The organism is Nocardia sp. NPDC052001 (genome assembly GCF_040680615.1).
Lineage (GTDB): Bacteria > Actinomycetota > Actinomycetes > Mycobacteriales > Mycobacteriaceae > Nocardia.
In genome coordinates this window covers 1733744-1757105 of sequence record NZ_JBFAXC010000001.1, presented here as the reverse complement: position 1 = coordinate 1757105, position 23362 = coordinate 1733744, and the positions used below count along the sequence as shown (strand labels likewise).

Annotated in this window: 25 protein-coding genes and 1 pseudogene; 17 read left to right on the top strand and 9 right to left on the bottom strand. The window is 66.3% G+C overall.

Annotated elements, in window-relative coordinates; all coding sequences use genetic code 11:
• Positions 1-552: pseudogene (locus AB0L82_RS08365) on the top strand (hypothetical protein); the annotation flags it as partial.
• Positions 553-614: 62 nt separating this feature from the next.
• The gene (locus tag AB0L82_RS08360; RefSeq protein ID WP_364632684.1) at positions 615-1067 is read left to right on the top strand and encodes a flavodoxin domain-containing protein; all 453 of its coding nucleotides are present in this window, start codon (positions 615-617) and stop codon (positions 1065-1067) included.
• 35 nt (positions 1068-1102) lie between these two features.
• On the opposite strand, the gene AB0L82_RS08355 is transcribed toward AB0L82_RS08360, so the two are convergent.
• Positions 1103-1612 carry an HD domain-containing protein gene (locus AB0L82_RS08355; protein ID WP_364632683.1) on the bottom strand — a complete coding sequence of 170 codons (510 nt, stop codon included), beginning with the start codon at positions 1610-1612 and terminating at the stop codon, positions 1103-1105.
• Between the two features lie 82 nt (positions 1613-1694).
• Positions 1695-2159 (bottom strand): DUF6194 family protein, encoded by a 465-nt coding sequence (locus AB0L82_RS08350; RefSeq protein WP_364632681.1) that lies wholly within the window; start codon positions 2157-2159, stop codon positions 1695-1697.
• Between the two features lie 62 nt (positions 2160-2221).
• Here AB0L82_RS08350 and AB0L82_RS08345 point away from each other — a divergent pair, with 62 nt between their 5' ends.
• Complete coding sequence (locus AB0L82_RS08345) at positions 2222-2932, top strand: MerR family transcriptional regulator (RefSeq protein ID WP_364632679.1); 711 nt, start codon at positions 2222-2224, stop codon at positions 2930-2932.
• Here AB0L82_RS08345 and AB0L82_RS08340 read toward each other — a convergent pair whose 3' ends face one another.
• Complete coding sequence (locus AB0L82_RS08340; protein ID WP_364632677.1) at positions 2933-3235, bottom strand: hypothetical protein; 303 nt, start codon at positions 3233-3235, stop codon at positions 2933-2935. It lies immediately after the preceding gene.
• Between the two features lie 399 nt (positions 3236-3634).
• Between AB0L82_RS08340 and AB0L82_RS08335 the strand changes: the two genes are divergently transcribed.
• Together AB0L82_RS08335 and AB0L82_RS08330 are read left to right on the top strand one after the other, a co-directional pair.
• A complete protein-coding gene (locus tag AB0L82_RS08335) occupies positions 3635-4327 on the top strand; it encodes an LppP/LprE family lipoprotein (RefSeq protein ID WP_364632675.1) in 693 nt (230 codons plus the stop codon).
• Positions 4328-4458: 131 nt separating this feature from the next.
• On the top strand, positions 4459-5028 hold the full coding sequence (locus tag AB0L82_RS08330) for a hypothetical protein (RefSeq protein WP_364632674.1): 570 nt from the start codon (positions 4459-4461) through the stop codon (positions 5026-5028).
• A gap of 57 nt (positions 5029-5085) precedes the next feature.
• On the opposite strand, the gene AB0L82_RS08325 is transcribed toward AB0L82_RS08330, so the two are convergent.
• The gene (locus AB0L82_RS08325) at positions 5086-6024 is read right to left on the bottom strand and encodes a heme o synthase (RefSeq protein WP_364632852.1); all 939 of its coding nucleotides are present in this window, start codon (positions 6022-6024) and stop codon (positions 5086-5088) included.
• Positions 6025-6464: 440 nt separating this feature from the next.
• Here AB0L82_RS08325 and tkt point away from each other — a divergent pair, with 440 nt between their 5' ends.
• The 6 genes from tkt (at position 6465) to AB0L82_RS08295 (ending at position 13965) form a co-directional block, all read left to right on the top strand.
• Positions 6465-8609, top strand: a complete 2145-nt coding sequence (tkt, locus tag AB0L82_RS08320; protein WP_364632672.1) for a transketolase — start codon at positions 6465-6467, stop codon at positions 8607-8609.
• A 6-nt stretch (positions 8610-8615) separates the two neighbouring features.
• Positions 8616-9749 (top strand): transaldolase, encoded by a 1134-nt coding sequence (gene tal / locus AB0L82_RS08315; protein WP_364632670.1) that lies wholly within the window; start codon positions 8616-8618, stop codon positions 9747-9749.
• A complete protein-coding gene (zwf, locus tag AB0L82_RS08310) occupies positions 9746-11317 on the top strand; it encodes a glucose-6-phosphate dehydrogenase (protein WP_364632850.1) in 1572 nt (523 codons plus the stop codon). The genes tal and zwf overlap by 4 nt, the downstream gene beginning before the upstream one ends.
• On the top strand, positions 11314-12222 hold the full coding sequence (gene opcA, locus AB0L82_RS08305; RefSeq protein WP_364632848.1) for a glucose-6-phosphate dehydrogenase assembly protein OpcA: 909 nt from the start codon (positions 11314-11316) through the stop codon (positions 12220-12222). Before zwf ends, opcA begins: the two co-directional genes overlap by 4 nt.
• On the top strand, positions 12215-12949 hold the full coding sequence (gene pgl, locus AB0L82_RS08300) for a 6-phosphogluconolactonase (protein WP_364632668.1): 735 nt from the start codon (positions 12215-12217) through the stop codon (positions 12947-12949). Before opcA ends, pgl begins: the two co-directional genes overlap by 8 nt.
• Positions 12950-13152: 203 nt before the next feature.
• Positions 13153-13965 carry a type II CAAX endopeptidase family protein gene (locus AB0L82_RS08295; protein ID WP_364632666.1) on the top strand — a complete coding sequence of 271 codons (813 nt, stop codon included), beginning with the start codon at positions 13153-13155 and terminating at the stop codon, positions 13963-13965.
• Positions 13966-14238: 273 nt separating this feature from the next.
• Here the strand turns inward: AB0L82_RS08295 and AB0L82_RS08290 are convergent, their stop codons facing one another.
• Positions 14239-14919: a PadR family transcriptional regulator gene (locus AB0L82_RS08290; RefSeq protein ID WP_364632664.1), complete on the bottom strand. Its 681-nt coding sequence runs from the start codon at positions 14917-14919 to the stop codon at positions 14239-14241.
• 375 nt (positions 14920-15294) lie between these two features.
• Here AB0L82_RS08290 and AB0L82_RS08285 point away from each other — a divergent pair, with 375 nt between their 5' ends.
• Together AB0L82_RS08285 and AB0L82_RS08280 are read left to right on the top strand one after the other, a co-directional pair.
• Positions 15295-15996, top strand: coding sequence for an SDR family oxidoreductase (locus AB0L82_RS08285; RefSeq protein WP_364632662.1), 702 nt, complete (start codon positions 15295-15297; stop codon positions 15994-15996).
• Positions 15997-16024: 28 nt separating this feature from the next.
• A complete protein-coding gene (locus tag AB0L82_RS08280) occupies positions 16025-16444 on the top strand; it encodes a tautomerase family protein (RefSeq protein WP_364632660.1) in 420 nt (139 codons plus the stop codon).
• Here AB0L82_RS08280 and AB0L82_RS08275 read toward each other — a convergent pair.
• Positions 16438-17076, bottom strand: a complete 639-nt coding sequence (locus tag AB0L82_RS08275) for a helix-turn-helix domain-containing protein (protein ID WP_364632658.1) — start codon at positions 17074-17076, stop codon at positions 16438-16440. The genes AB0L82_RS08280 and AB0L82_RS08275 overlap by 7 nt on opposite strands.
• Positions 17077-17137: 61 nt before the next feature.
• On the opposite strand from AB0L82_RS08275, the gene AB0L82_RS08270 reads away from it, so the two are divergent.
• The 3 genes from AB0L82_RS08270 to AB0L82_RS08260 are packed head-to-tail and all read left to right on the top strand — an operon-like array spanning position 17138 to position 19479.
• A complete protein-coding gene (locus AB0L82_RS08270) occupies positions 17138-18307 on the top strand; it encodes a glycosyltransferase (RefSeq protein WP_364632656.1) in 1170 nt (389 codons plus the stop codon).
• Positions 18308-18320: 13 nt separating this feature from the next.
• Positions 18321-18794, top strand: coding sequence for an NUDIX domain-containing protein (locus AB0L82_RS08265; protein WP_364632654.1), 474 nt, complete (start codon positions 18321-18323; stop codon positions 18792-18794).
• A 31-nt stretch (positions 18795-18825) separates the two neighbouring features.
• A complete protein-coding gene (locus tag AB0L82_RS08260) occupies positions 18826-19479 on the top strand; it encodes a L,D-transpeptidase family protein (protein ID WP_364632652.1) in 654 nt (217 codons plus the stop codon).
• Positions 19480-19528: 49 nt separating this feature from the next.
• Here the strand turns inward: AB0L82_RS08260 and AB0L82_RS08255 are convergent, their stop codons facing one another.
• The 3 genes from AB0L82_RS08255 to AB0L82_RS08245 all read right to left on the bottom strand — a co-directional run bounded on the left by AB0L82_RS08255 (position 19529) and on the right by AB0L82_RS08245 (position 21977).
• The gene (locus tag AB0L82_RS08255; RefSeq protein ID WP_364632650.1) at positions 19529-19972 is read right to left on the bottom strand and encodes a hypothetical protein; all 444 of its coding nucleotides are present in this window, start codon (positions 19970-19972) and stop codon (positions 19529-19531) included.
• Between the two features lie 99 nt (positions 19973-20071).
• On the bottom strand, positions 20072-20731 hold the full coding sequence (locus AB0L82_RS08250; RefSeq protein ID WP_364632648.1) for an RraA family protein: 660 nt from the start codon (positions 20729-20731) through the stop codon (positions 20072-20074).
• 235 nt (positions 20732-20966) lie between these two features.
• Positions 20967-21977 (bottom strand): Lrp/AsnC family transcriptional regulator, encoded by a 1011-nt coding sequence (locus AB0L82_RS08245; protein ID WP_364632646.1) that lies wholly within the window; start codon positions 21975-21977, stop codon positions 20967-20969.
• Positions 21978-22102: 125 nt separating this feature from the next.
• Here AB0L82_RS08245 and AB0L82_RS08240 point away from each other — a divergent pair, with 125 nt between their 5' ends.
• Positions 22103-23263, top strand: a complete 1161-nt coding sequence (locus AB0L82_RS08240) for an alpha-hydroxy-acid oxidizing protein (protein WP_364632644.1) — start codon at positions 22103-22105, stop codon at positions 23261-23263.
• The last annotated feature ends 99 nt before the right edge of the window (positions 23264-23362 follow it).

The window sequence follows — 23362 nt, the reverse complement described above, 5'->3', positions numbered from 1 at the left end:
GGCGCGGGTGTCGCGGGAGCCGCCGCGGCGGCCGCCGCCTACCGCGCCGTCACGGGATCCTCCGAACCCCACGAACCGCGCCCCAATGTCCCGCAGGGCGCACCGCAGGGTCCGCCGCCGCAACAGCCCCGGCCGCCGCAGCCCGTCGGCCCGCAAGGCAATCCACCGCCGCGTCAGCAACAGGTTCAGCAGGGCCCGCCCCCGGTCGAATCCCATCCGCAGGCAAGCTATTCCGCCGCACCCTCACAACCGGCGGCCCCCGGCTTCCCGCTCTGGCCGAATCAGCAGAACCAGGGTCAGGTGGCGCAGCGTCCGCGCCGCCGCAAGGATCTCCCGGTGTTGCTCGGGTTGATCCTGGTGGTGCTGGTGCTGGCGGTGGCCGCCATGTGCACCGGCCGCACCACCCACACCGATGAGAAGCCCGCCCCCGGCCAGCAGACCTCCGCGGTGCATCGCCCGTCGAGCAGCAGCGGCGCGACCACCACCACCGACCCGACCATCCCCAAGACCACCATCGCTCCCCCGTGCTTCCCGATGCAGCCGGGTTGCTGACAACTCTCCCGCCCTTCAATGTAGGTTAGGCTTGGCTTACATACATTGAAGGGAGTCTTTGCGTGCGCGTAGTCATTCTGTTCGGATCCGAAATGGGCACGGCCGAGAACGCCGCGGAAGCCATCGCGGATGAACTCACCGCCCACGACGTCTCGGTCTACGATATGACCGATTTCGACCCGGCCGATCTCGACGTCGCCGACTTCCACATCATCGTCTGCTCCACGTACGGCGACGGTGAACTCCCCACCGGCGCCGAACCCTTCTTCAACACCCTCGACGCCACCGTCCCCGACCTGACCGGCCTGCGCTTCGCCGTCTTCGGTCTCGGCGACATCATCTACGGCGACACCTTCAACCGCGGCGGCGAAATAGCCGCCGAAAAGCTCACCGCCCTGGGCGCGATCCAGATCGGCGAACACGCCCGCCACGACTCCTCCACCGATATCCGCCCCAGGGACATGGCCCGCGACTGGGCCAACACCCTCCCGATCCCCGCCCTGCTGAACACCTGAGCCCTACGGGATCGTCCGGTCACGCTCGACTCGAATCAGTCTGTCCAGCCGAGCAATTCGTCCAACCGCGCCCACATCTCCCGCACCACCGGATCCTCCGGGAGCAGTCCATGCAACTGCTCCCGGAATCCGGCGTACTCACCGCTGTACATCTCCAACAACCGCGGCTCACTCGCGACCGACGCCCGCACATTAGAAATCCGATCAGCCAACTTCAGCTTCACCGCCTCCGGCGTAGCCCGAATCTTCCCGTAAGCGTTGACATTCCGCTCCTTACGCGTCTCCCCGACCCCAGTAACCGCCCACACCAGCCCCGCCACCCGCGCCCCGAATTCGCTCTCGATCTCCTCGATCCCGACCCCGGTATCCTCCACCACGTCATGCAGCCACGCCGCCGCCCCGAACTCCGGATCGGTGACCCCGAATTCACGCAGCACCGCCCCGACAGCAGCCAGGTGATAGGTATACGGCCGCGCCCCATACAACTGCCCGTCATGCGCCTTCGCCGCGAACGCCTGGGCGTCAGATCTCGAATCATTCTTCATGGGCCCACCGTGCCACACCACGATCAACGCGGCACTGGCGACGAAAACAACTGAGGTGCACCCGAACTCGCGCGTGCGGAGATCAGCGATTCCGGCCGTATCGGGCGCGGGCTCGGTCGTATGCCGTTCGCAGCAGGTCGGCGATCACGGGGTCGGTTCGGGGGCCGGGGTTGAGGACCGAGAGCCAGCCCGCGCTGGCGTAGGTGGGGTGTGGGATCAGGGAGTCGAGGGTGCTCGGGTCGGTGGGGTGGGCGGAGGAGTCGCGGGGCGGGTAGCCCAGGTGGGTGGTGAAGGATTCTCGGCCCGCGTGGATGTTGAGGCGGAAGGTGTTGGGGCGGTTCAGGTTCGAGGAATTGTCGTCGGGGTAGTCCTTGGTGACGATGGTTGCGAAGGGTTGGGTTGCGGTGGGGATTTCGGCGTTGGGGGCGTAGTAGACGAAGGAGTCGCCCCAGGAGATTTCGGGGTAGGCGGGGTCGCCGGGGGCGGGTGACAGGCGCAGGGTGCCGGGTAGGGAATCCAGGAGGGTGATGAGTTCGTCGATGGTCATGGGTTCTAGCGTTACATTCAATTGCTTGTGGAGGGTTTCGCCGAGAATGGGCAGGTGACTGTGTGACAGGTCTCCACTCGGGGGTGTTGCGCACCGCGGAGGTGGGGCGGCTGGCGGGGTATTCCGTACAGCAGGTGCGGAATCTCGAACGTGACGGTGTGTTGCCGCCCGCCGGGCGAACCGCGGCCGGGTATCGGGTTTATGACCGGTCGCATGTGCTTTCGGCGCGAGCGTATCGAGCTCTCGCGGCAGGGACCGGGCCGGTAGAGGCGAAGCGGATCATGCGGGCGGCGCATGCGGATCCCGAGGTGACGTTGCTTGAGCTGCTGGATGCGGCGCATGCCGGGCTCGATCGGGAGCGGCGGGATCTTGCCGCCGCCAAGGCGGCCGTCCGGTTCATCAGCGCGGAGCCGGTCGCGCAGGTGCACGACTCGGATGCGATGACGGTCTCCGAGTTGGCCGACGCGCTGGGGATTCGGCCGTCGACGCTGCGGCATTGGGACGCAATGGGATTGGTGCGTCCGGGGCGGGGCAGCACCGGGGCGCGCACCTACTCCCCGGAGGATGTGCGTGCGGCCCGGATCGTGCATCAGCTGCGACTGGCCGGATACGGGATCACGCTGGTGCGGGGGTTGATGCCGGAGCTGCGCGCGGCGCGCCGCCGTGATGATGTGCTCACGGGTCTGGATGCCCGGGAGGCGACCATCCGGGCGCGGTCCAGGGCCCTGCTGGCGAGCGCGGCGGAACTCCACGCCCTGCTCACGGCCTCCTGATCAGGGTTCGGCGGTGATCGTCAGGGTCGGATTGGGATTGGGGCGGGAGCGGACCGTGGCGTCGGTGGCCACCTGCGCGGACGCACATGCGCCCAGGCGGCCGTCCGCCTTGTAGACCACGGGCATACCGGCGAGGATGGCGTAGGCGCGGTCCCGTTCGACCAGGTATTCGCGCGCTCCCACGTTGAACACGTACATCTCATCGTTTTCGGTGATGGTCCGGTCGTCGAGACAGAATGTGCCCCAACGCCAATCGGACTCGAAGAACGCCCGAATGGTCTGCCGCGCCTGTTCGTACGTCACGCCCAAGGTTTCGGTCCCCAACCCTCATCGGTCACTGGTATCGGTCACGCCGCTGGATAACGCATTGTCCCTCATAGTGTTTGCTACGGGTGTACTCCTGATGCGGCGAGTCGGGTTCCAGCGGAAGGGAATCGCAGACCAGGCGGTTCTCAACCAAGCGTTCAGCTGGCGTTGCCGGATGGTCGCCAAAACTCCTCTCTATGCCCATATTTCTTGGGGCACAGGATCTTTGGGCAGACCCGCCGGGGTCCTGCGGATAACAGGACAAGTAGCCGGTCCGATGACCAAGTAGTTCTCCCGATAATCGAGATCACGATCCGAATGCCACCGGCAGGGTTGGCATATGCGGCGAGGACGCTGTTCTCCGGATGATTGCCGGACCAACTTCGAGGGGATCACATGAAAACCACCACGGCCGTACTCGCCGCTGGACTGGCGTTGCTGCTGAGCGGATGCGGTTCCACCACAACGGACTCCGGCGGTGCGAGCTCCACCTCCCGTTCGGTATCCACCTCCGCCGCGACCCAGCCCACCAAGGCGACACAACCGGCCGACCAGTCCCAACAGCCCGGCACGCAACCCGGTCAGCAGACCCCCGCCAGCACCGAAACCGCGCCCGGCACCGCCATCACCGAAAGCCCCGCACCGAACAACCCGCCCGCGACCACCGTCGCCGCCCCGAACGGCAGCGGCCACGGCCTCTGCTTCGACGTCAACTCCGCACTCGCCAACACATCCCTGAACCGCCTCGCCGCAACCGCTTCCGGCCCCTGGCAGGTCGAGTCGGGCAGCAACGACGCGATAGCGGACGGTTGCGCCGGCGTCCTGTCCTACCTGGTAGCCACGTCAGGCAATATCCACCCCTACACCCACATCCTCTTCTTCACCAACGGCACCTACCTCGGCACCGCCACCTCCCAGCCCTACGGCTACACCAGCGTCACCGGCAAAACCCGCACCGCCGTCTCCGTCGACTACCGCTGGCTCAAAGGCAATGAAGCCCTCTGCTGCCCCGAAGGCGGCCCCAGCACGGTGACCTTCACCCTCAGCGGCACCACGGTTCAGGCCAACGGCCAGTTCCCGCCCAAGTAGCGCGCCCGAGCCGCTGATCTCCGGCACCCGGCAGCCGTCGCTGTCGGGTTGAGAGGCAATCCGCATATATCTTCATTGGTGCAGGTTTTGGGGCTGGTGAGGAGAGAGCGGGTTCGATGCACTGGGATCAGATGAGAGATACGCCCGAGGATTTGCGCAAGCGGGCGACGCGGTTGCGCAGGGGTATCGGGCAATTGGGGATTCTGGAGTCGATTATCGAGGCGGCGGAGGGGCCGTGGCTGGGGGCCATGGACGCCGATGGGCGGGGGGCCGCGGAATTACGGATGCATCTGGCTGGGAAGTATCGGCTGCTGGTGGTGGTGACCAGTGCGGGGAAAATTAGCCTGGTGCATGTGAATTCGCTGGTCAAGGGTGGGGACGGGGAGAAGATCCTGTCGACCAAGACCGCGCTGCGCAAGGGGTGGGATGAGGAGAAGATGCCCAAGCCGCAGGAGTGGGTGGAGTACGCGGTGCGGTGGGTGTCGGATGTCAGTGGCGAGGTCGATCGGCGCGATGTCGTGGAATGGCTGCTGGCGGGCGCCGATCGCAAGCTGAGCACGGTGAACGATGTGATCGAAAGCCTGCGGATCAGTCTGCGCGAGCAGGAGGAGGTCCGCGATGAGCGCGCCGCCGAAGTCGCCGAACTCAAAGCCGAACTGAAATACCTCAATTCGGTTGCCGAGCGTCAGGCCGTCGAATAACGAAAACCGCCGCCGGACACGGGGTCCGGCGGCGGTGATGTTTCGAGGTGTCGCGGGTCAGCCGAAGGCGATGTGGCCCAGGGTGTTCCAGCCCATGACCGAGTCGACCGCCAAGCCGCAGAAGACCACGGCGAGGTAGTTGTTCGACTGGAGGAACAGGCGCAGCGGCTTCACCGGCTCGCCGCGGCGCACCCCGGAGTAGAGCTGGTGCGCCATCAGCAGGAACCACGCGCCCGCCGCGATGGCCACGGCCGCGTAGATAGCTCCGGCCGCCGGAACCAGTGCCAGCGTCGCCAGCACGGTCAACCAGGTGTAGATGACGATCTGCTTGGTGACGACCTGCTCGGTGGCGACCACCGGCAGCATCGGCACGCCGGCCGCCTTGTAATCCTCCTTGTAGCGCATGGCGAGCGCCCAGGTGTGCGGCGGCGTCCAGAAGAAGATGATCAGGAACAGCACGATGGCGGGCCAGCCGATATTGCCGGTGACCGCGGACCAGCCCACGAGCGCGGGCATACATCCGGCCGCGCCGCCCCAGATCACGTTCTGTGAGGTGCGCCGCTTGAGACCCAGGGTGTAGACGAAGACGTAGAACAGAATCGTCGCCACCACCAACACACCGCTGAGCAGGTTCGCCTGCCACCACAGCCACGCGAACGAGCCGAGCCCGAGCACGATGCCGAAGACCGCGGCATTGCGCGTCGGCACGGCCTCGCGTGCCAGCGGACGCTTGGAGGTCCGCTTCATCACCTTGTCGATATCGGCGTCCGCCACGCAGTTCAGCGTGTTGGCCGAGGCCGCGCCCATCCACCCGCCGAACAGCGTGGCCAGGATGAGCCGCAGATCCGCATGCCCGCGGTCGGCCAGCAGCATGGTGGGAATCGTTGCCACCAGCAACAACTCGATCACCCGGGGCTTGGTGAGCGCGATATACGCCAGCACCCGCCGGGTGCCCGCGGCGAGCGGTCCACTACCCGTGACGCGGTCGGCCAGCACCGTCCCGGAGGAGCCGTGAGCGCCACCCGGCTGTTGCCCAATCCGCACTGTTTCTCCTCGCACGCCGTGCACTTGATCCGGTCTGGAAAGCAGCGCGCTCTGCTATCCCCCTTGGAGACATGACTGTGCCGGCGCGGCTACTACTACAGAGCATGGTAGACCCACGCCGACCGTGCTCTCGCCCAGGTCCGGCCCGGACGCACCGAAACCGGTTCGAAATCGGGTCTACGGGGCATCACGAAAGGGTCCGCGCGAGGACACGAACGTCGACACGTGGGCCGGTGAACGCGGGTTCCCGCGTGGAGCGGAAACCGCCACCTCTAGGGTGGTGGCTAGTCCGGTGCGCTGTCGGATGATTGAGTCGGCGCATCGCGCACGCCCCCGCCAGCGAGCCCGCCGACAACCTCAGTGTTCACGAGAAGGTCAGGAGAACCTCGGTCGTGTCAGTCACAGACGACATCCGCGCCCTCACGCAGCCGCACCACCCCACCGACTGGTCCGAAATGGACACCAGGGCCGTTGACACGGCCCGTGTCCTCGCCGCCGATGCGGTGCAGAACGCCGGAAACGGCCATCCCGGTACCGCAATGAGCCTGGCGCCGTTGGCGTACACGCTGTTTCAGCGTGTGATGCGCATCGATCCGAGTGATCCGGAGTGGGTGGGTCGCGACCGTTTCGTGCTGTCCTGCGGCCACTCCAGCCTCACCCAGTACATCCAGCTGTACCTCGCCGGTTTCGGTCTCGAGCTCGATGACCTGGTGAACCTGCGCAAGTGGGGTTCGCTGACCCCGGGCCACCCCGAGTACCGGCACACCAACGGTGTGGAGATCACCACCGGTCCGCTGGGTCAGGGTCTGGCATCGGCGGTCGGCATGTCGATGGCGTCGCGGCGTGAGCGCGGCCTGTTCGATCCGGCTGCGGCACAGGGCGAGAGCGCGTTCGATCACTTCATCTACGTCATCGCCTCCGACGGCGATCTGGAAGAGGGCGTCACCTCCGAGGCGTCCTCGCTCGCGGGCACCCAGCAGCTGGGCAATCTGATCGTCTTCTACGACGACAACCGCATCTCCATCGAGGATGACACCCGCATCGCGTTCACCGAGGACGTGGCCGCGCGCTACCGCGCGTACGACTGGCATGTGCAGGTCGTCGAGGGCGGCGAGAATGTGATCGGTATCGAAGAGGCCGTCACCGCCGCGCAGGCGGTGACCGATAAGCCGTCGATCATCGTGCTGCGCACCATCATCGGCTTCCCGGCTCCGACCAAGATGAACACCGGTGGCGCGCACGGCGCGGCGCTGGGCAAGGACGAGGTCGCCGCCACCAAGAAGGTCCTGGGTTTCGACCCGGAAAAGAACTTCGAGGTCGACGAGTCGGTCATCGCGCACACCCGCAGCCAGGTCGCCGATCGCGCCAAGGCCGCCAAGGCCGCTTGGCAGGATCAGTTCGACGCGTGGGCCGCGGCCAACCCGGAGAACAAGGCGCTCTTCGATCGCCTGCAGACCCGTGCACTGCCGCAGGGCTGGGCCGAGACGCTGCCGTCGTGGCCCGCCGATCCGAAGGGTATGGCCACCCGTAAGGCGTCCGGTGCGGTGCTCGCCGCACTCGCGCCGGTGCTGCCGGAACTGTGGGGCGGTTCGGCCGACCTCGCCGAGTCCAACAACACCACCATGCCGAACACCCCGAGCTTCGGCCCGGAGGACATCTCCACCGGTATGTGGAAGGCCAACCCGTACGGCCGCACGCTGCACTTCGGTGTCCGCGAGCACGCCATGGGCTCCATCCTCAATGGCATTGCGCTGCACGGTCCGACGCGTCCGTACGGTGGCACCTTCCTGGTGTTCTCCGATTACATGCGCCCCGCGGTGCGCCTGGGCGCGCTCATGCGCACCCCGGTCACCTACGTGTGGACGCACGACTCCATCGGCCTGGGCGAGGACGGTCCCACGCATCAGCCGATCGAGCATCTGGCCGCGCTGCGCGCCATCCCGGGCCTGAACGTGGTGCGCCCGGGTGACGCCAATGAGACCGCGTACGCCTGGCGCACCATCCTGGAACGTGACTCCTCCGAACGGCATTCGCATTTCGTGCCCGCCGACGCCCCGCATCAGGACGGCCCGTCCGCGCTGGCGCTGACCCGTCAGGATCTGCCGATCCAGGAGGGCACCTCGTACGAGGGTGTCGCCAAGGGCGGTTACGTGCTGGCCGAATCATCCACCGCCACACCGCAGGTGATCCTGATCGCCACCGGTTCGGAACTGCAGCTCGCGGTCGAAGCCCGCGCTACGCTCGAGGCACAGGGTGTCGGCACCCGCGTGGTGTCCATGCCGTGTGTGGAGTGGTTCGACGCGCAGGATCAGGCCTACCGGGATCAGGTGCTGCCGCCGTCGGTGCGCGCGCGGGTCACGGTCGAGGCCGGGATCGCGATGCCGTGGCACCGATTCACCGGTGACGCCGGTGAGAACGTGTCCATCGAGCACTTCGGCGCCTCCGCCGATTACAAGACGCTGTTCCGCGAGTTCGGCATCACCACCGAAGCTGTGGTCGACGCCGCCAACCGCTCGCTCACCAAGGTGAAGGGATAAGCCACCATGACGCAGAACACCAACCTCGCGGCCCTGTCGGCCGCCGGGGTCTCGGTGTGGCTCGACGATCTCTCGCGTGATCGCATCAAGTCCGGGAACCTCCAGGATCTGATCGATACCCGCAGTGTCGTCGGTGTCACCACGAACCCGACCATTTTCCAGGGCGCGCTGTCGCAGGGCCACGATTACGACGCCCAGGTGCGCGAGCTCGCCGCCCGCGGCGCCGATGTGGATTCGGCGATTCGCACCATCACCACCGATGACGTGCGCGCGGCCTGCGATATCTTCGCCGACGTGTTCACGGCTTCGGGCGGTAAGGACGGCCGCGTCTCCATCGAGGTCGATCCGCGCCTGGCGTTCGATACCGACGGCACGGTGGCGCAGGCCATCGAGCTGTGGAAGATCGTCGACCGGCCGAATCTGCTCATCAAGATTCCGGCGACCGAGGCCGGTATTCCGGCCATCACGCGGGTGATCTCCGAGGGCATCAGCGTGAATGTGACGCTGATCTTCTCGGTCGAGCGGTACCGCGCGGTCATGGGCGCGTACCTGGACGGTCTGACCAACGCGCTGACCGCCGGGCACGATCTGGCCAAGATCCATTCCGTCGCTTCGTTCTTCGTGTCCCGGGTGGACTCCGAGATCGACAAGCGCCTCGAGGCCATCGGCACCGAGGAAGCGCTGGCGCTGCGCGGTAAGGCCGGAATCGCCAACGCGCGCTTGGCCTATGCCGCCTACCAGGATGTCTTCGACGGTGGCGCACACACTTCGGTGTACGCGCGGCTGCGGGCCTCCGGTGGCGCGAACGCGCAGCGGGCGCTGTGGGCCTCGACCGGTGTGAAGAATCCGGACTACCCGGACACCATGTACGTGACCGAGCTGGTGGGTCCGAACACGGTGAACACGCTGCCGGAGAAGACGCTGCAGGCCGCCGCCGATCATGCCGAGATCACCGGGGACACGCTGTCCGGTACCGGTCCGGCCGCGCAGGAGATCTTCGATCAGGTGGCCGCCGCCGGCGTCAACCTGGACGAGGTCTTCGGTGTGCTCGAGGTCGAGGGCGTCGACAAATTCGTGAAGTCCTGGGAGGAACTGCTGGTCGCCACGACCGAGCAGCTCCAGGTAGCCGGAGGAAACTGACGGTGACAGCCCGCGCGGCGACAACGGTCACGAAGGGGAACCCGCTCCGCGATGGGCGGGACAGCCGGGTTCCCCGCATCGCCGGACCGTGCAGCATGGTGATTTTCGGGGTGACCGGTGACCTGTCGCGGCGCAAACTGCTGCCGGCCATCTATGACCTGGCGAACCGGGGGCTGCTGCCTCCCGGTTTCGCCCTGGTCGGGTTCGCCCGGCGCGATTTCTCCGATGAGGAATTCGCGACCCTGGTGAAGGATTCGGTCAGCTCGTCGGCGCGCACCCCCTTCCGCGAGGAAGTGTGGGAGCAGCTGCGCGAGGGATTGCGGTTCGTCCAAGGCACTTTCGAGGATGACGCCGCCTTCCATCGGCTGGCCACCACGCTCAAGGATCTCGATCGCGATCGCGGGACGGGCGGCAATCACGCCTTCTACCTGGCGATTCCGCCGACCGAGTTCCCGATCGTGCTGGACGGGCTCTCCAAGAACGGTCTGGCGCAACCGAATCCGGCGCAGGCCGAACAGGCTCCGGCCTGGCGGCGCGTGGTGATCGAGAAGCCGTTCGGGCACGATCTGGAGAGTGCGCGCGATCTCAACGCGCTGGTCAATCGGGTGTTCCCGGAGTCGTCGGTCTTCCGCATCGACCACTACCTGGGCAAGGAGACGGTGCAGAATATTCTGGCGCTGCGCTTCGCGAACCAGCTGTGGGATCCGATCTGGAATGCCAATTACGTCGACCATGTGCAGATCACCATGGCCGAGGACATCGGATTGGGCGGGCGCGCAGGCTATTACGACGGCATCGGCGCGGCCCGCGATGTGATCCAGAACCATCTGCTGCAACTGCTGGCGCTGACTGCGATGGAAGAGCCGGTGTCCTTCCAGCCCAAGCAATTGCAGATCGAGAAGATCAAGGTGCTCTCGGCGACGAAACTCGCTGAGCCGCTTGACGAGACGACCGCGCGCGGGCAGTACACCTCCGGGTGGCAAGGCAGTGAGCCGGTGGTGGGGCTATTGCAGGAGGAGGGTTTCGACCCGAATTCGCGCACCGAGACCTATGCGGCGATCACCCTGGCCGTGGAGACGCGGCGCTGGGCGGGGGTGCCGTTCTATCTGCGCACCGGAAAACGCCTGGGCCGCCGCGTCACCGAGATCGCGGTGGTGTTCAAGCGCGCACCGCATCTGCCGTTCGATCAGACCATGACCGAGGAGCTCGGGCAGAACGCGCTCGTTATTCGGGTGCAGCCGGATGAGGGCATCACCATGCGGTTCGGGTCCAAGGTGCCCGGGTCCAGCATGGAGGTCCGCGATGTGAATATGGACTTCAGCTACGGCGAAGCCTTCACCGAGGACTCCCCCGAGGCGTACGAGCGGCTGATTCTCGATGTGCTGCTTGGTGTTCCGTCGCTCTTCCCGGTCAATGAGGAAGTCGAATTGTCGTGGAACATCCTGGATCCCGTCCTCGACCATTGGGCGTCGACCGGGAAACCGGATCCGTACGAGGCTGGGACCTGGGGCCCGGAATCCGCTGACGAGATGCTCGCGCGCAGCGGGCGGGAATGGCGGCGACCGTGATCATCGATATGCCCGATACCGATACCCGCGAGGTGTCCAAGCGGCTGATTCAGCTGCGCGAGGCCAATGGCGTGGTCACCGTGGGCCGGGTGCTGACCCTGGTGGTGTGCACCCTGGACAGCTCCGAGGCCGAGGACGCGATCGACGCGGCCAATGACGCCTCGCGTGAACATCCTTGCCGGGTAATAGTTCTCGCACGCGGTGACCGCAATGCGGGCACGCGCTTGGACGCTCAGATCCGGGTCGGCGGGGATGCCGGTGCGGCCGAGGTGATCGTGCTGCGGTTGCAGGGTGATCTGGTGGCGCACGAGAGCAGTGTGGTGGTGCCGTTCCTGCTGCCCGACACCCCCGTGGTGGCGTGGTGGCCGCGTGGGGCTCCGGAGTTCCCGTCCAAGGATTCGGTGGGGCGCTTGGCGACTCGGCGCATCACCGATGCGACGTTCGCGGCGGATCCGCAGGAGACGATCAAGAAGCGTCGCGATTCGTACGCGACCGGTGATACCGATCTGGCGTGGAGCCGGATCACGTACTGGCGGGCCCTGCTGGCTGCGGCGCTCGATGAGGCGCCGTTCGAAGCCGTTGAGTCCGTGACGATTTCGGGTCTGCGCGATGAGCCCGCGCTGGACATGCTGGCGGGTTGGCTGGCCGCCCGGCTGGATTGCCCGGTGGTGCGCAAGACCGGTGAGCTGAAGGTGGAGATGCGCCGATCCTCGGTGTCGATCTCCATCGCCCGCCCGCAGCACGGTCGTACCGCCACCCTGACCCGCACCGGCGAACCGGATCAGCGATTCGCCTTGGCGCGCAGGGAAACTCGTGACTGCCTCGCCGAGGAACTGCGCCACCTCGACGCCGATGAGATCTACGCCGAGGCGCTGACCGGAATCGAGAAGGTGACCTATGAGTAAGCCCACCGTCGAAACCTTCAGCGGGCCGGACGAACTCGTTCAGGCTGCCGCCGCGCGCTTCGTGGTTCAGGTTGTCGAGGCGCAGCGGCTGCGCGGGTCCGCCTCGGTGATCCTCACCGGCGGCGGTACCGGTATCGGGCTGCTCGAATGGGTCCGTAAGGCACCGGGCGATATCGACTGGTCCAAGCTCGACATCTTCTGGGGGGATGAGCGTTTCGTCCCCACCGGCGATCCCGAGCGCAATGACCTGCAGGCCCGCGAGGCGCTCCTTGACCATGTCCCCGTGGATCCGTCCCGCGTGCACCCCACCGAGACCTCCAGTGGCGACTATCCTGACATTCTCGAAGCCACCGGCGAGTACTCGGCCACCGTGCACGCGCACCTCGCCGAGCACGGGGCGTTCGACCTCCACCTGCTCGGCATGGGCGGTGAGGGCCATATCAACTCGCTCTTCCCGCATACCGCCGCCACCCGCGAGGAGCACGATCTCGTTGTGGCGGAAACTCATTCGCCCAAGCCCCCGGCGGCCCGCATCACCCTGACGCTCCCCGCCATCCGCAAGTCCCGGCACGTCATGATCATCACGGCGGGTGAGGCCAAGGCCGCGGCGGTAGCCGCGGCCTTGAACGGCGCGTCCCCCCTGGATATCCCGGCGGCCGGTGCCATCGGCACCGAATCCACCACCTGGCTGCTCGACGAAGCCGCCGCGGCGGATCTCCCTCGCTGACGGCAGCCGTCAAACGGTAGCGCTGCACAGCCGAGTCGTCTTCGGACGACCCGGCTCCCGACGGCGGACGTCGATCAATAGCCCCGCGAAAGCCGAGTCACCTTAGGGTGACTCGGCTTTCGCGTCGCGTCCCCTGTTCACACCCGAAATCCAGTACTCCAGGGTGATCCCCCGATGGGATATCGCCTGCCAGGGTGATGCCTGTGAGCCCCACCGGTATCAGCAACGCGAACCCCGGCCCCGCCCGCGTTCCGCGATCACCAACGGCCGCAAAGATATGGTCCGCCCTGGGTGTCTACATCCTCGCGACCCTCACCGCCTCGGTCGCTCTGCTTGCGGCACAACCTCATTCGGGCATCGACCCAGCCGCCCTGTCCCTGGTCCAGTTCGGCCCCACCCTGGGCGCGCTGACAACCTGGCTCATATTCAGAAAAACCATCGCCGCCGCTCTCCCCCAGGCGGCCTCCTCCCGCCTACTGGCCAAAAACCTCCTGGCGGTAGTAACAGCCTGCGCACTCTTCTACCTACTCATCACCGCAGCCGCGCTGCTCACGAACACCGCCCCGGTAGGCCCCGCCCCGGTAGGCGGCGTACCTTTCGCGATCTTCATCCCCCTCCAACTGATCGGCGCATTCGGCGAGGAAACCGGCTGGCGCGGCCTCATGCAACCCCTCCTCGAATCCCGCCTGACCAAATTCGCGGCAATCCTCACCACCGGAACCACCTGGGCCCTATGGCACGTCCAAGCCTTCACCGCAGGCCCCATAACCGCCCTCTGCTTCTTCCTGGGCGTCCTCTCCTTCGCCACCATCCTCGGCTACCTCAGCACCGGCACCATCCCCCAACGCATCCTCATAGCCGCAACCGGCCATTGGCTGATCAACATCGCCTCCTGCCTCCTAGCAGGCGACAACACCCTGGACCACCCCCAAGTCATCTTCACCGCGGTCGCAGCCGCCATCACCGCCGCAGCCGTAACCACCTACCACTTCCACTCAACCCGCGACCACCCCTAACCCACCCTCAGGACTCATACCCCAACGGATAGAACACCTTCCCAGCCTCCAACAACGCCGCCGCGGCCCGATACTCGCGATCATCTCCCCGCAACAGCGGCAACACATCATCCGCATGACACATCGGCAAATGCGCCGACCCCCGAAAATGAGCCTCCACCAACCGCACAATCAACTCCCCCGGCAACCGAGGCGGCTGCGCCCGCCCATCACCCACACCCATGCAACACAGCATCCCGGGTAGGTCCGACAACTAGGGCCGCAGTCAGCCCCTCAGCTCCCATCTAGAGCGTCGCCGTTCAGCCCTAGTTCGACTGTGAGCAAAGTGATTTCGGTGGGTGATAAGCGCTTGTCGACGCGTGCGGCGAGGCGGGCGTGGAGTGCACGGAAGGCTGTTGTGCCTGCCAGTGAGCCGGAGTCGATTCGGTCGATCAGGGAGCGGATGAAATCGATCTCGGCGTGGGCCAGCGCCGCTGCGTACTGTTTCTCTATCAGCAGTATCTCGGGGACCGGGGACTCGCGGACCGAGGTTTCCGCGGCGTCGATGATCGATTCGAGACGCCGGGTTCGGGTTCGCAGCAGATCCGCCGCCTCATCCGGTGGCAGGAATGGCAGGAGCGATAGGCCGACCATGAACTTGGGGTACTCGGCGACGGGATGCGCCAGCAGCTCTCGCACCCAGGCGGTCGCTTCCGCGATCCCGGAATCGGTTACGGCGTATACGGTTCGGGGTGGACGCTGCCCCGCTTGTTCGGCCCCGACCGCGACTATCAGTCCACACTTGGTGAGCGAGTCCACGACGTTGTACAGCGAACCGATCGTGAATCCAACTTCGTCGTGTTTTTGCTGGCGTTCGAGGGTTTGCATTATCCGATAGGGATGCATCGGCTCGTTCCACAGGACCGTCAGCACGGCGAGACTCAGCGGATTCGAACGCGAAAAGGGCTGCGGCACTCCATCACCAGCTTTGCGTCATAGTCGCACTCTGCTCTCGCCACAGTAGCCGCACCTCGCACCTGTAAGTGGGGAGGCCAGCGCACTGTGGCGCGCCGAGCCGGACAGAACGGGTCAGGATTCGGCCGACGTTGACATCTACGAACTGGGGTGAAGTTTCAACTCCGAACAGGTGCCTCGCACTGCCTGGACTTCCTGCTCATCTTCGGCAGCTCGGGCCCGAGGATCGATCGCGGCGCATCTGGGCCGCGCATCGGTTCGGGACATTGGATCTGCCACGCTCCTGATCCACTCGGAAGGAAACAGGTGCGCCACGCGCCATAGATGGCTATAGTTTTGTATAGTCAGATACTTCCGGAGGTAGGAGAGGCGAACATGACGGCGATCGAGGGTGCGACCGTATTGGTGACCGGCGGGCAGCGGGGGTTGGGGCGGGCGTTCGCGCGGGAGTTTTTGGAGCGGGGGGCGGCGAAGGTGTATGTGACCGCTCGGAAGCCGGAGGTTAGTGAGGATTCGCGGGTTGTGGCGGTGGAGTTGGAGGTTACCGATCCGGATTCGGTTGCGGCGGTGGCGGATCGGGCGGGGGATGTGGGGATTGTGGTGAACAATGCGGGGGTTTTGCGGTCGGGATCGCTGTTGCGCGGGGAGATGGGGGATGTGCTGGAGACGTTCGAGACGAACGTTTTCGGGCCGTTGCTGATCGCCAGGGCGTTCGCGCCGATACTCGCGGCGAACGGGGGTGGGGCGCTGGTGGATATTCATTCGGTGCTGTCGTGGAGTTCGGGGGCGGGAGCCTATGGGGCGTCCAAAGCGGCGCTGTGGTCGATCACCAATTCGCTGCGAATCGAGTTGGCGGGGCAGGGAACTCAGGTGCTGGGGGTGCATTTGGGGTTCGCCGATACCGATATGGTGAAGGCGATCAGTGCGCCGAAGATCAGTCCGGCGGAAGTGGCGGGGGCGGTGGCCGATGGGCTGGAGCGGGGTGCGGCGGAGGTGCTGGTGGATGAGTTCACCAGGAGCGTCAAGGCTTCGCTGACCGGGCCGGTCGAGGGCCTCGCATTGCCGTTCAGTCGCTGAAATTCCCCTTCGTTCAAAGGAATTCATCATGCCGCTGTGGCATATCCATCATCCCGCCGACACTTTCACGGCGGAAGACAAGCAGAGCTTCGCCAAGGACATCACCGACTATTACGCCCGCTTCGGGCTGCCGGAGTTCTACGCGGTGGTGCTGTTCCACGAGATCCCGGCCGACTCCTTCTACGTTGGCGGCCAGGCGATTCCGGCGGTGCGCATCACCATCGATCATCTGGCGCGCCAACTCGACGATCCCGAAATGCGCAAGCGAATGACCGAACGCCTGCACGCCCTGATCGCCCCGTACACCCACGATCGCGGCCTGCACCTCGAATTCAACGTCACGGAAGTACCCAGAGACACCTGGATGATCGCGGGCCAGTTCCCGCCGCTCCCCGGTACCGATATCGAGCGCGGCTGGGTCGAGGCGAATAAGCCACTTCCCTACTGAGCGGCGGGAGCCAGCAGCGCCGACGCCAAGGTCGCCGCCACCCACCGCTCGGTATCGGTGGCGGACCAGCCGCGGTCGACCATGAGCGAGCGGTAGACGTCGTAGGCGGTGAGCGCGTACATGATGTCCGCCGCACGCTCGGCGGTGAGATCTTGGCGCAGAGCGCCTTTGGCGGCCAGTTCGGGCGTGATGTGGGCGGGACCGTCATACCGGCCGCGTTCGGCGGTGGCCAGGAAGGCCCCCACCTCGGGATCCACCGCGGCGGTTACCCGCATGACATCGAGCAGCGACATGTACCGCTCGGAAACAGTGCGCATGTGCACGGCATAGAGGAACAGCTGACGGACCGGATCGGGCTCGGCGAAGAGCTCCCGAACCCATTTGCGCTCGGGCGGCGGCGTCGAGGACTCCTCATCGGGCCCGGCGACCAGCACCGCCGCCGTCTCGGCGAGCACCGCGACCTTGGTCCCGAACGCCTGATAGATGGTCTGCACATGTACGCCCGCGGCATCGGCGATGGCTTGCAGCGTGGTTGCCCCGTATCCGCGCTCGGCGAAGAGCACGGCGGCGGCCTCGGCAATGCGACGACGCGTCTGAGCACGGCGACCGCCGCGAGCGGGAGCGGTTGACATGCCTGCCATCCTATCTATAGTTCACTATATAGTGCACTATAGCTGAGGGAGGTTCGGCGATATGCGAGTGCTCTGTTCGACAACTCCGATGGAAGGCGTCTTCGCACCCGTGGTCCCGCTGGCGCGCGCATTGCGCGCCCGCGGACACGACGTACTGGTGGCGACCGCACCGCAATTGATTCCCCGCGTCGAAGCGGCCGGATTACCGGCGGCACAGGCCGGCCCGAACGCACCGGACGCCGCGGCACAGGCGGTGACCCTGCCGGAGTTCAGTGCCGGGACGCAGCCGTGGCGCATCGGCGCGGTGATGTTCAGCCGCGTCATGGCACCGGCGAAACTGCCCGAATTACGCGAGATCGCACGGGGATTCGCCCCCGATCTGATCGTGCACGCACCGGTGGATCTGGCCGCGCCGCTGCTGGCGGCCGAGCTCGGCATTCCGTCGGTCACGTACGGCACCGGCCTGCTCCTCGAACCCGACTTGATCACCGCGATGGCGGAATGGGTTGCCCCGCTGTGGCATTCATCCGGTCTCACACCCGATGAGTACGCGGGCCTGTACCGGCACGGCTATATCGATCCGGTCCCCGCCAGCCTGCAATCCGATCTCGGCCCCGCGCAGCGGATCGCATTGCCGATCCGCCCGGCGGTGCCGGGACACGAAGACGACGAACTCCCGGACTGGGCAACCCGACTGGGCGATCGGCCGGTGGTCTACGTATCACTGGGCACCGTGCCGATCTTCAATCAGCCCGCGGCCTTCGGTCCGCTGCTGGCGGGACTCGCCCACCTCGACGCCGACATCATCGTGACCCTCGGCAGCGATACGGACCCCGCTGCGATCGGCCCGCAACCCGGCAATATTCATGTCGCGCAATGGTTGTCGCTGGCCGCACTACTCCCCCGCTGCGATGCGGTGCTCTGCCACGCCGGCGCGGGCACCACCCTGGCCGCCCTCACGCACGGCATCCCCCTGCTGCTGTCCCCGCGCGGCGCGGACCAATTACCCACGGCCGCCGCCGTCCGCCAGGCGGGCGCGGCGCGCGTACTGCCGCCGGACCGGATCACCCCGGCCGCCGTTGCCGAGGAAGTTAGCCTGCTGCTTACCGGGGACGCGTATCGTAATGCCGCCGAACGCATTCGCTCGGAGATTGCCCGTATGCCCGCACCGGCAGCGGCGGTCGATGAGCTACTGCACCGCTTCGCGCTCGACCCCCGAGCCGCGCCGTGAACGGAGATGCCCTGTGCCGTATACGAGCTACGTCGATGTCCTGCTCATTCTGACGCGCGGCAATGAGGTGCTGCTCGCGCGGCGGGCGAATACCGGCTATTCGGACGGATTGTGGAATCTGCCGTCCGGCAAGCTGGAATCCGGTGAGGATCTGGAAGCCGGGATGATTCGCGAGGCGGCCGAGGAGATCGGTATAGGTCTCCGCCGCAAGGACATTCGCATGGCGGCCGCGGTGCACTATCTCCCGCCCGATGGGCAGGCCCGCGTCGGATTCTTCTTTCACGCCGATCGCTGGTCCGGTGAACCCTTCAATGCCGAACCGGACAAGTGCTCCGATCTGCGCTGGTTCGGGTTCGATGAGATTCCGCCGGACACGGTCCCCTATACAAATGCCGGATTGGATCTGTTTCGGCGCGGTGAGCATTTCAGCGTGTCAGGCTGGACACCGACGGCCGATATAGCCGGGGACTCGAGTGCGATTGGCTGATATCGGCGTTCGAACAGCAGGGCGGTGGATCATGGCGGTATTCGTCGTTGGACTCGGCGTTGCGCTTTTGCCACGCGTCACCACGGACAAGCCGCCATTCGATCCGGATTCGATCCCCGGCACCCAGGTGGTGTGGGTGACCGCCCCGGCCGGTGCAGCGCGCGGAACCCTGGAGTTGTGGCAGCGAAATCGCCTGCGGGACTGGAAGCGCAGCTTTGCCACGCCCGCGTGGGTCGGGGCGGAGGGGATCTCCGAACTCGCCGCGGAGGGCCGGTCCTTCACTCCGAAGGGCACTTTCGCATTGACCGAGGGATTCGGCCGCATTCCGGATCCGGCGGCGCGGCTGCCCTACATCGCGATCGACCGATCCAATACCTGGTGGTGGGTCTCGGATGTGGAAAGTCCGCTGTACAACCGGAGCTTCCGCTGCGCCTCCCCGGACTGCCCGTTCGACACCTCGCTGAGCGAGAACCTGGGGCGCACGGAGCCGCAGTACAACCACGCGCTGGTCATCGATTACAACCGTTTTCCGGCGCTGCCCGGCGCGGGTTCGGCGTTCTTCGTACACGGTGACGTCGGCAGGCCGACGGCGGGTTGCGTAGCCGTCTCGGAGGATGTGGTGCGCACCCTGCTCGCCACCCTGCAACCGTCCCGGAAACCGGTGATCGGCCTGTACGCGAGTTGAAAAGCGCTCCGGCCCACAGTGACTCGGGCCGGAGCAACCGTCGTACGAATCAGACGCACATACCGTTCAGGTTCACGGCGTTGATGGTGGTCTGGCCGACCGCGGGACGCATATCCGACGAATCGTCGAAGTAGAACGCGCTCACCGTATGCGTGCCCTCGACACCCGGAACCCAGAAGATGCTGGCGGTGCCGTCGGTGACCGGCACCGTGCCCACCACATTGCCGCCCATATTCGGCAGGTGGCTGGTGAATTCGACGAACCCGTGCGATACCGGGGTGCCGTCCGCCATTTTCACCGAGGCCACCGCGGTCTGCCCGCAGCCGACCGAGGCCACCTTGACCGGCCCGATCGGCGCCCCCGACATGGAGACCGACAGGTTCGGCGTCGCCGCCGCACCCGCCTGCGGTGCGATGACGGCCACCGTCACCGCCAGACATGCTGCCGCGACCGCCGTACCGGCTATGCCGCGCGAAACTTCCAATCCGCTCATCGTGCCCCGTCTTTCGGATTTCCGGACCAATCGTGGACAGATCATCGAACCGGAGGCAGGCTACCGGATTCGGGGGCGGTGACCCGGTAGGCGGGCCGATCAGACCAGGAAGGTCAGCGCGGATTCGGACTCGTTCTCCAGCGCCTCGGTATGCGCGGCGATATTGAGGCAATCGCTCAGGGTCGCACCGGCGTCGAGTTTCGCGATGACACGGGATTCGGCCTGTTTCACCGCCGCCGCGGCGGCCAGCAGTCCGTCGAGCGCGGCCGGTTCGACCACCACGATGCCCTCCTGATCGGCGAGCACCATATCGCCGGGACTCACCGGCACGCCGCCGCAGGTGACCCGCACCTGGAGTTCACCGAGTTCGGTGGTGGAACCGGACATGGGCGTGATGAAGCGGCTGTAGATGGGCAGTTCGCATTCGCGGACATAGCCGATATCCCGGTAACCGCCGTCGACGATGATGCCGCCGAGCCCGCGCACCAGCGCACCGCGCGCGAAAAGCTCACCCGCGAGGGCAATTTCGCTGCTGCCGCCGTCGACGATGACCACATCGCCGGGCGCGGCCGCCTCGATGGCGCGCAATGCTCCGAAGAAGTCGTCCTGACAGCGAACGGTGAAGGCGGGTCCCAGGATTCCGATACCCGCCGAACGCGGTCGAATCGCACTGTCCATCACCCGTAATGACTTGTCGGCGTCACAGAGTGCGGTCGTATCAACGGAGTGGAATGCGGCGGCATATCGGTCGGCGAGCATGAGCGACGCCTTTCGAGTCGAATGCTGGTGGATCCTTCGACCCTACCGACCAGCGCCCGAGCAATTAGGTGTGTCGCGGGAATCGGGCGCGAGTGAGAGTGGGTTCGAGCCGTGCGCTACTCGCGTTTCGCACACTGACCAGTTCCAACGCCGTCGCGGCGGCAAAAGGGCTCGCCGTAGCGGAGATGATCGTGATCGGCGTGATCACCTGTGCGGCGGATTATCCGAACGCGAACTACCGAGTGGTGTCGGCCCAGATATCGGGGGGCACGATATCGCGGGATCGGCCGTGTGAGTCGAGAATTCGGCCGAGCAGTTTCTCATGTCGCAGCGTCACAGTGCGTTCGGCGACGAGCAGGCCGGGATGTGCGGTGGTGAGCTGGTTTTCGAATCGCGTCACCTCGGCGACCGAGTGCAGTCCCGCCTGCAGAATGAGATTGTGGGTACCGCTCACGGCCGCGCAATTGCGCGTCTGCGGTAGCCGGATCAGGGCGTATCCGATCTCGGGCAGCGCGGCGGTGGGCGCGGTCGCCCGATAGGTGACCGCCACCGGCCAGCCGCCCAGCGGGCGCGCGAAATCGCAGCGGAACTTCAGCATGCCGAGCCGGGTGAGTTCATCGATGCGCCGCTTCACGGTGGCCCCGCTGGTGCCGAGGGCCGCGGCGACCGCGCGGTGCGAGGCCCTGCCATCGAGCGAGAGCTGTCCCATCATGGCGCGGTCGACCTCGGTGATGCGGCGGTCGTGCGCGCGGGTGGCCGCTATGGCGGGTGTGCGCAGGCGCTGCCGCTGATCCGGGGCGAGGGCGTCGATGCGCCAGCTGCCGCCCTCGGCGAACCAGTGCGTGACGATCTGGGTGCGAATGGCGGCGATATGGGGGACGGCCGGGAGCAGGTCCAGGGTGTAGCGCGCCATCTGATCGAAATCCCGGGTCGCGACCGTGGCGAAGATGCGATTGCTGCCACCGGCGCGCTCCAGGGTGAGCATATGCGGGTGCCGGGCGAGCGCGGCCACCACGGTCGCGGTTTCCCCTGCGGCGCAATCGATATCGACGTACGCCGCGCAGACGTGATCGTAGAGCGCCGGACCCGGTGACATGCACACCCAGGCTTCGCCGCGCTCGCCCAGCCGCTGCCAGCGCCGCGCCACGGTGACCGGATCGACCCCCAGCACTCCCCCGAGTTCGGTCCAGGAGGCACGCGGGCGCAGTTGCAGGGCGTGAATGAGCGCGAGGTCTTCCTCGCTCAAGCGCCTGGCATCATCCTGCATTCGAACCCGTCTTCCTGGCGACATCCTGCGAAATACTCGTCCGCATCGCTCAGTCTCGCACAATCGATACGACCCTCGATGCGGAGAGAGCTGGAGACTGCGGCATGGCATTCGGTGACTATCAGAACGAGATCTACTTCAACGGCCTGCGCGGCGTGGTGCCCGCGTTCCCGGTGAGCTTCGATGAACTCGAGGCCCGCGCACAGGCCGCCATGCCGCCATCGGTGTGGTCCTATGTCGCCGGCGGCGCGGGCAATGAGCGCACCCAGCGCGCCAATGTCACCGCCTTCGACCACTGGGGTCTTATCCCCCGCATGTTCGTCGGCGCGGCACAGCGCGATCTATCGGTCGATCTGTTCGGAATGACGCTGCCCGCACCGGTTTTCATGGCTCCCATCGGTGTGATCGGCATCTGCGACCGGGACGGGCACGGGGATCTGGCCACCGCGCGCGCCGCCGCCCGCACCGGGGTGCCCATGGTGGCCTCCACGCTCATGGTCGATCCGCTCGAGGATGTCGCGGCCGAATTGGGTGACACCCCCGGGTTCTTCCAGCTCTATACCCCGACCGATCGCGATCTCGCGGCCAGTCTGGTGGAGCGCGCCGAACAGGCGGGGTACAAGGGCATCGTGGTCACCCTGGACACCTGGGTCACGGGCTGGCGGCCCCGCGATCTGGCCACCGGCAATTTCCCGCAGCTGCGCGGGCACTGCCTGGCGAACTATTTCAGCGATCCGGTCTTCCTGAAGAGTCTGGCGAAATCGCCCGCCGAGGATCCGCAGACCGCGATCCTGCGCTGGATCCAGGTCTTCGGGAATCCGCTCACCTGGGCCGATCTGCCGTGGCTGCGGTCGCTCACCAAACTGCCGCTGATCGTGAAGGGCATCTCGCATCCCGAGGACGCGCGGCGTGCCCGCGATGGCGGGGTGGACGGCATCTACTGCTCCAATCACGGTGGGCGGCAAGCCAATGGTGGTATTCCGGCCATCGATCTGCTCCCGGATGTGGTCGCCGCGGCCGAGGGCCTGCCGGTGCTGTTCGACTCCGGCATCCGGTCGGGCGCGGACATCATCAAGGCGCTGGCGCTCGGGGCCACCGCGGTCGGCATCGGCCGCCCGTACGCCTACGGCTTGGCGCTCGGCGGTGCGGAAGGCATCGTCCACGTGCTGCGCACGCTGCTCGCCGAGGCCGACCTCATCATGGCCGTGGACGGGTATCCGACCCTCGCGGATCTGACGCCGGAGGCTTTGCGCCGCGTGCGGTGAGGCCGGGGCGCTTCCTTGGTGGAGTGCACTAGGGAATGCGCGCGAGTGCGGCAATCGGCCGAAAAGTGTTGAAGCCGTCAGAATGCCGGTTGCGGTTGT

Bases quoted from the DNA above. Each gene is read 5' to 3' on its own strand.
- AB0L82_RS08250 (WP_364632648.1), bottom strand. From the start codon at position 20,731: ATGCTCGCCGACCGATATGCCGCCGCATTCCACTCCGTTGATACGACC.
- tal (WP_364632670.1), top strand. From the start codon at position 8,616: ATGACGCAGAACACCAACCTCGCGGCCCTGTCGGCCGCCGGGGTCTCG.
- AB0L82_RS08285 (WP_364632662.1), top strand. From the start codon at position 15,295: ATGACGGCGATCGAGGGTGCGACCGTATTGGTGACCGGCGGGCAGCGG.
- AB0L82_RS08275 (WP_364632658.1), bottom strand. From the start codon at position 17,076: ATGTCAACCGCTCCCGCTCGCGGCGGTCGCCGTGCTCAGACGCGTCGT.
- AB0L82_RS08255 (WP_364632650.1), bottom strand. From the start codon at position 19,972: ATGAGCGGATTGGAAGTTTCGCGCGGCATAGCCGGTACGGCGGTCGCG.
- AB0L82_RS08355 (WP_364632683.1), bottom strand. From the start codon at position 1,612: ATGAAGAATGATTCGAGATCTGACGCCCAGGCGTTCGCGGCGAAGGCG.
- AB0L82_RS08270 (WP_364632656.1), top strand. From the start codon at position 17,138: ATGCGAGTGCTCTGTTCGACAACTCCGATGGAAGGCGTCTTCGCACCC.
- AB0L82_RS08350 (WP_364632681.1), bottom strand. From the start codon at position 2,159: ATGACCATCGACGAACTCATCACCCTCCTGGATTCCCTACCCGGCACC.
- AB0L82_RS08280 (WP_364632660.1), top strand. From the start codon at position 16,025: ATGCCGCTGTGGCATATCCATCATCCCGCCGACACTTTCACGGCGGAA.
- AB0L82_RS08330 (WP_364632674.1), top strand. From the start codon at position 4,459: ATGAGAGATACGCCCGAGGATTTGCGCAAGCGGGCGACGCGGTTGCGC.
- pgl (WP_364632668.1), top strand. From the start codon at position 12,215: ATGAGTAAGCCCACCGTCGAAACCTTCAGCGGGCCGGACGAACTCGTT.
- AB0L82_RS08335 (WP_364632675.1), top strand. From the start codon at position 3,635: ATGAAAACCACCACGGCCGTACTCGCCGCTGGACTGGCGTTGCTGCTG.
- AB0L82_RS08260 (WP_364632652.1), top strand. From the start codon at position 18,826: ATGGCGGTATTCGTCGTTGGACTCGGCGTTGCGCTTTTGCCACGCGTC.
- AB0L82_RS08240 (WP_364632644.1), top strand. From the start codon at position 22,103: ATGGCATTCGGTGACTATCAGAACGAGATCTACTTCAACGGCCTGCGC.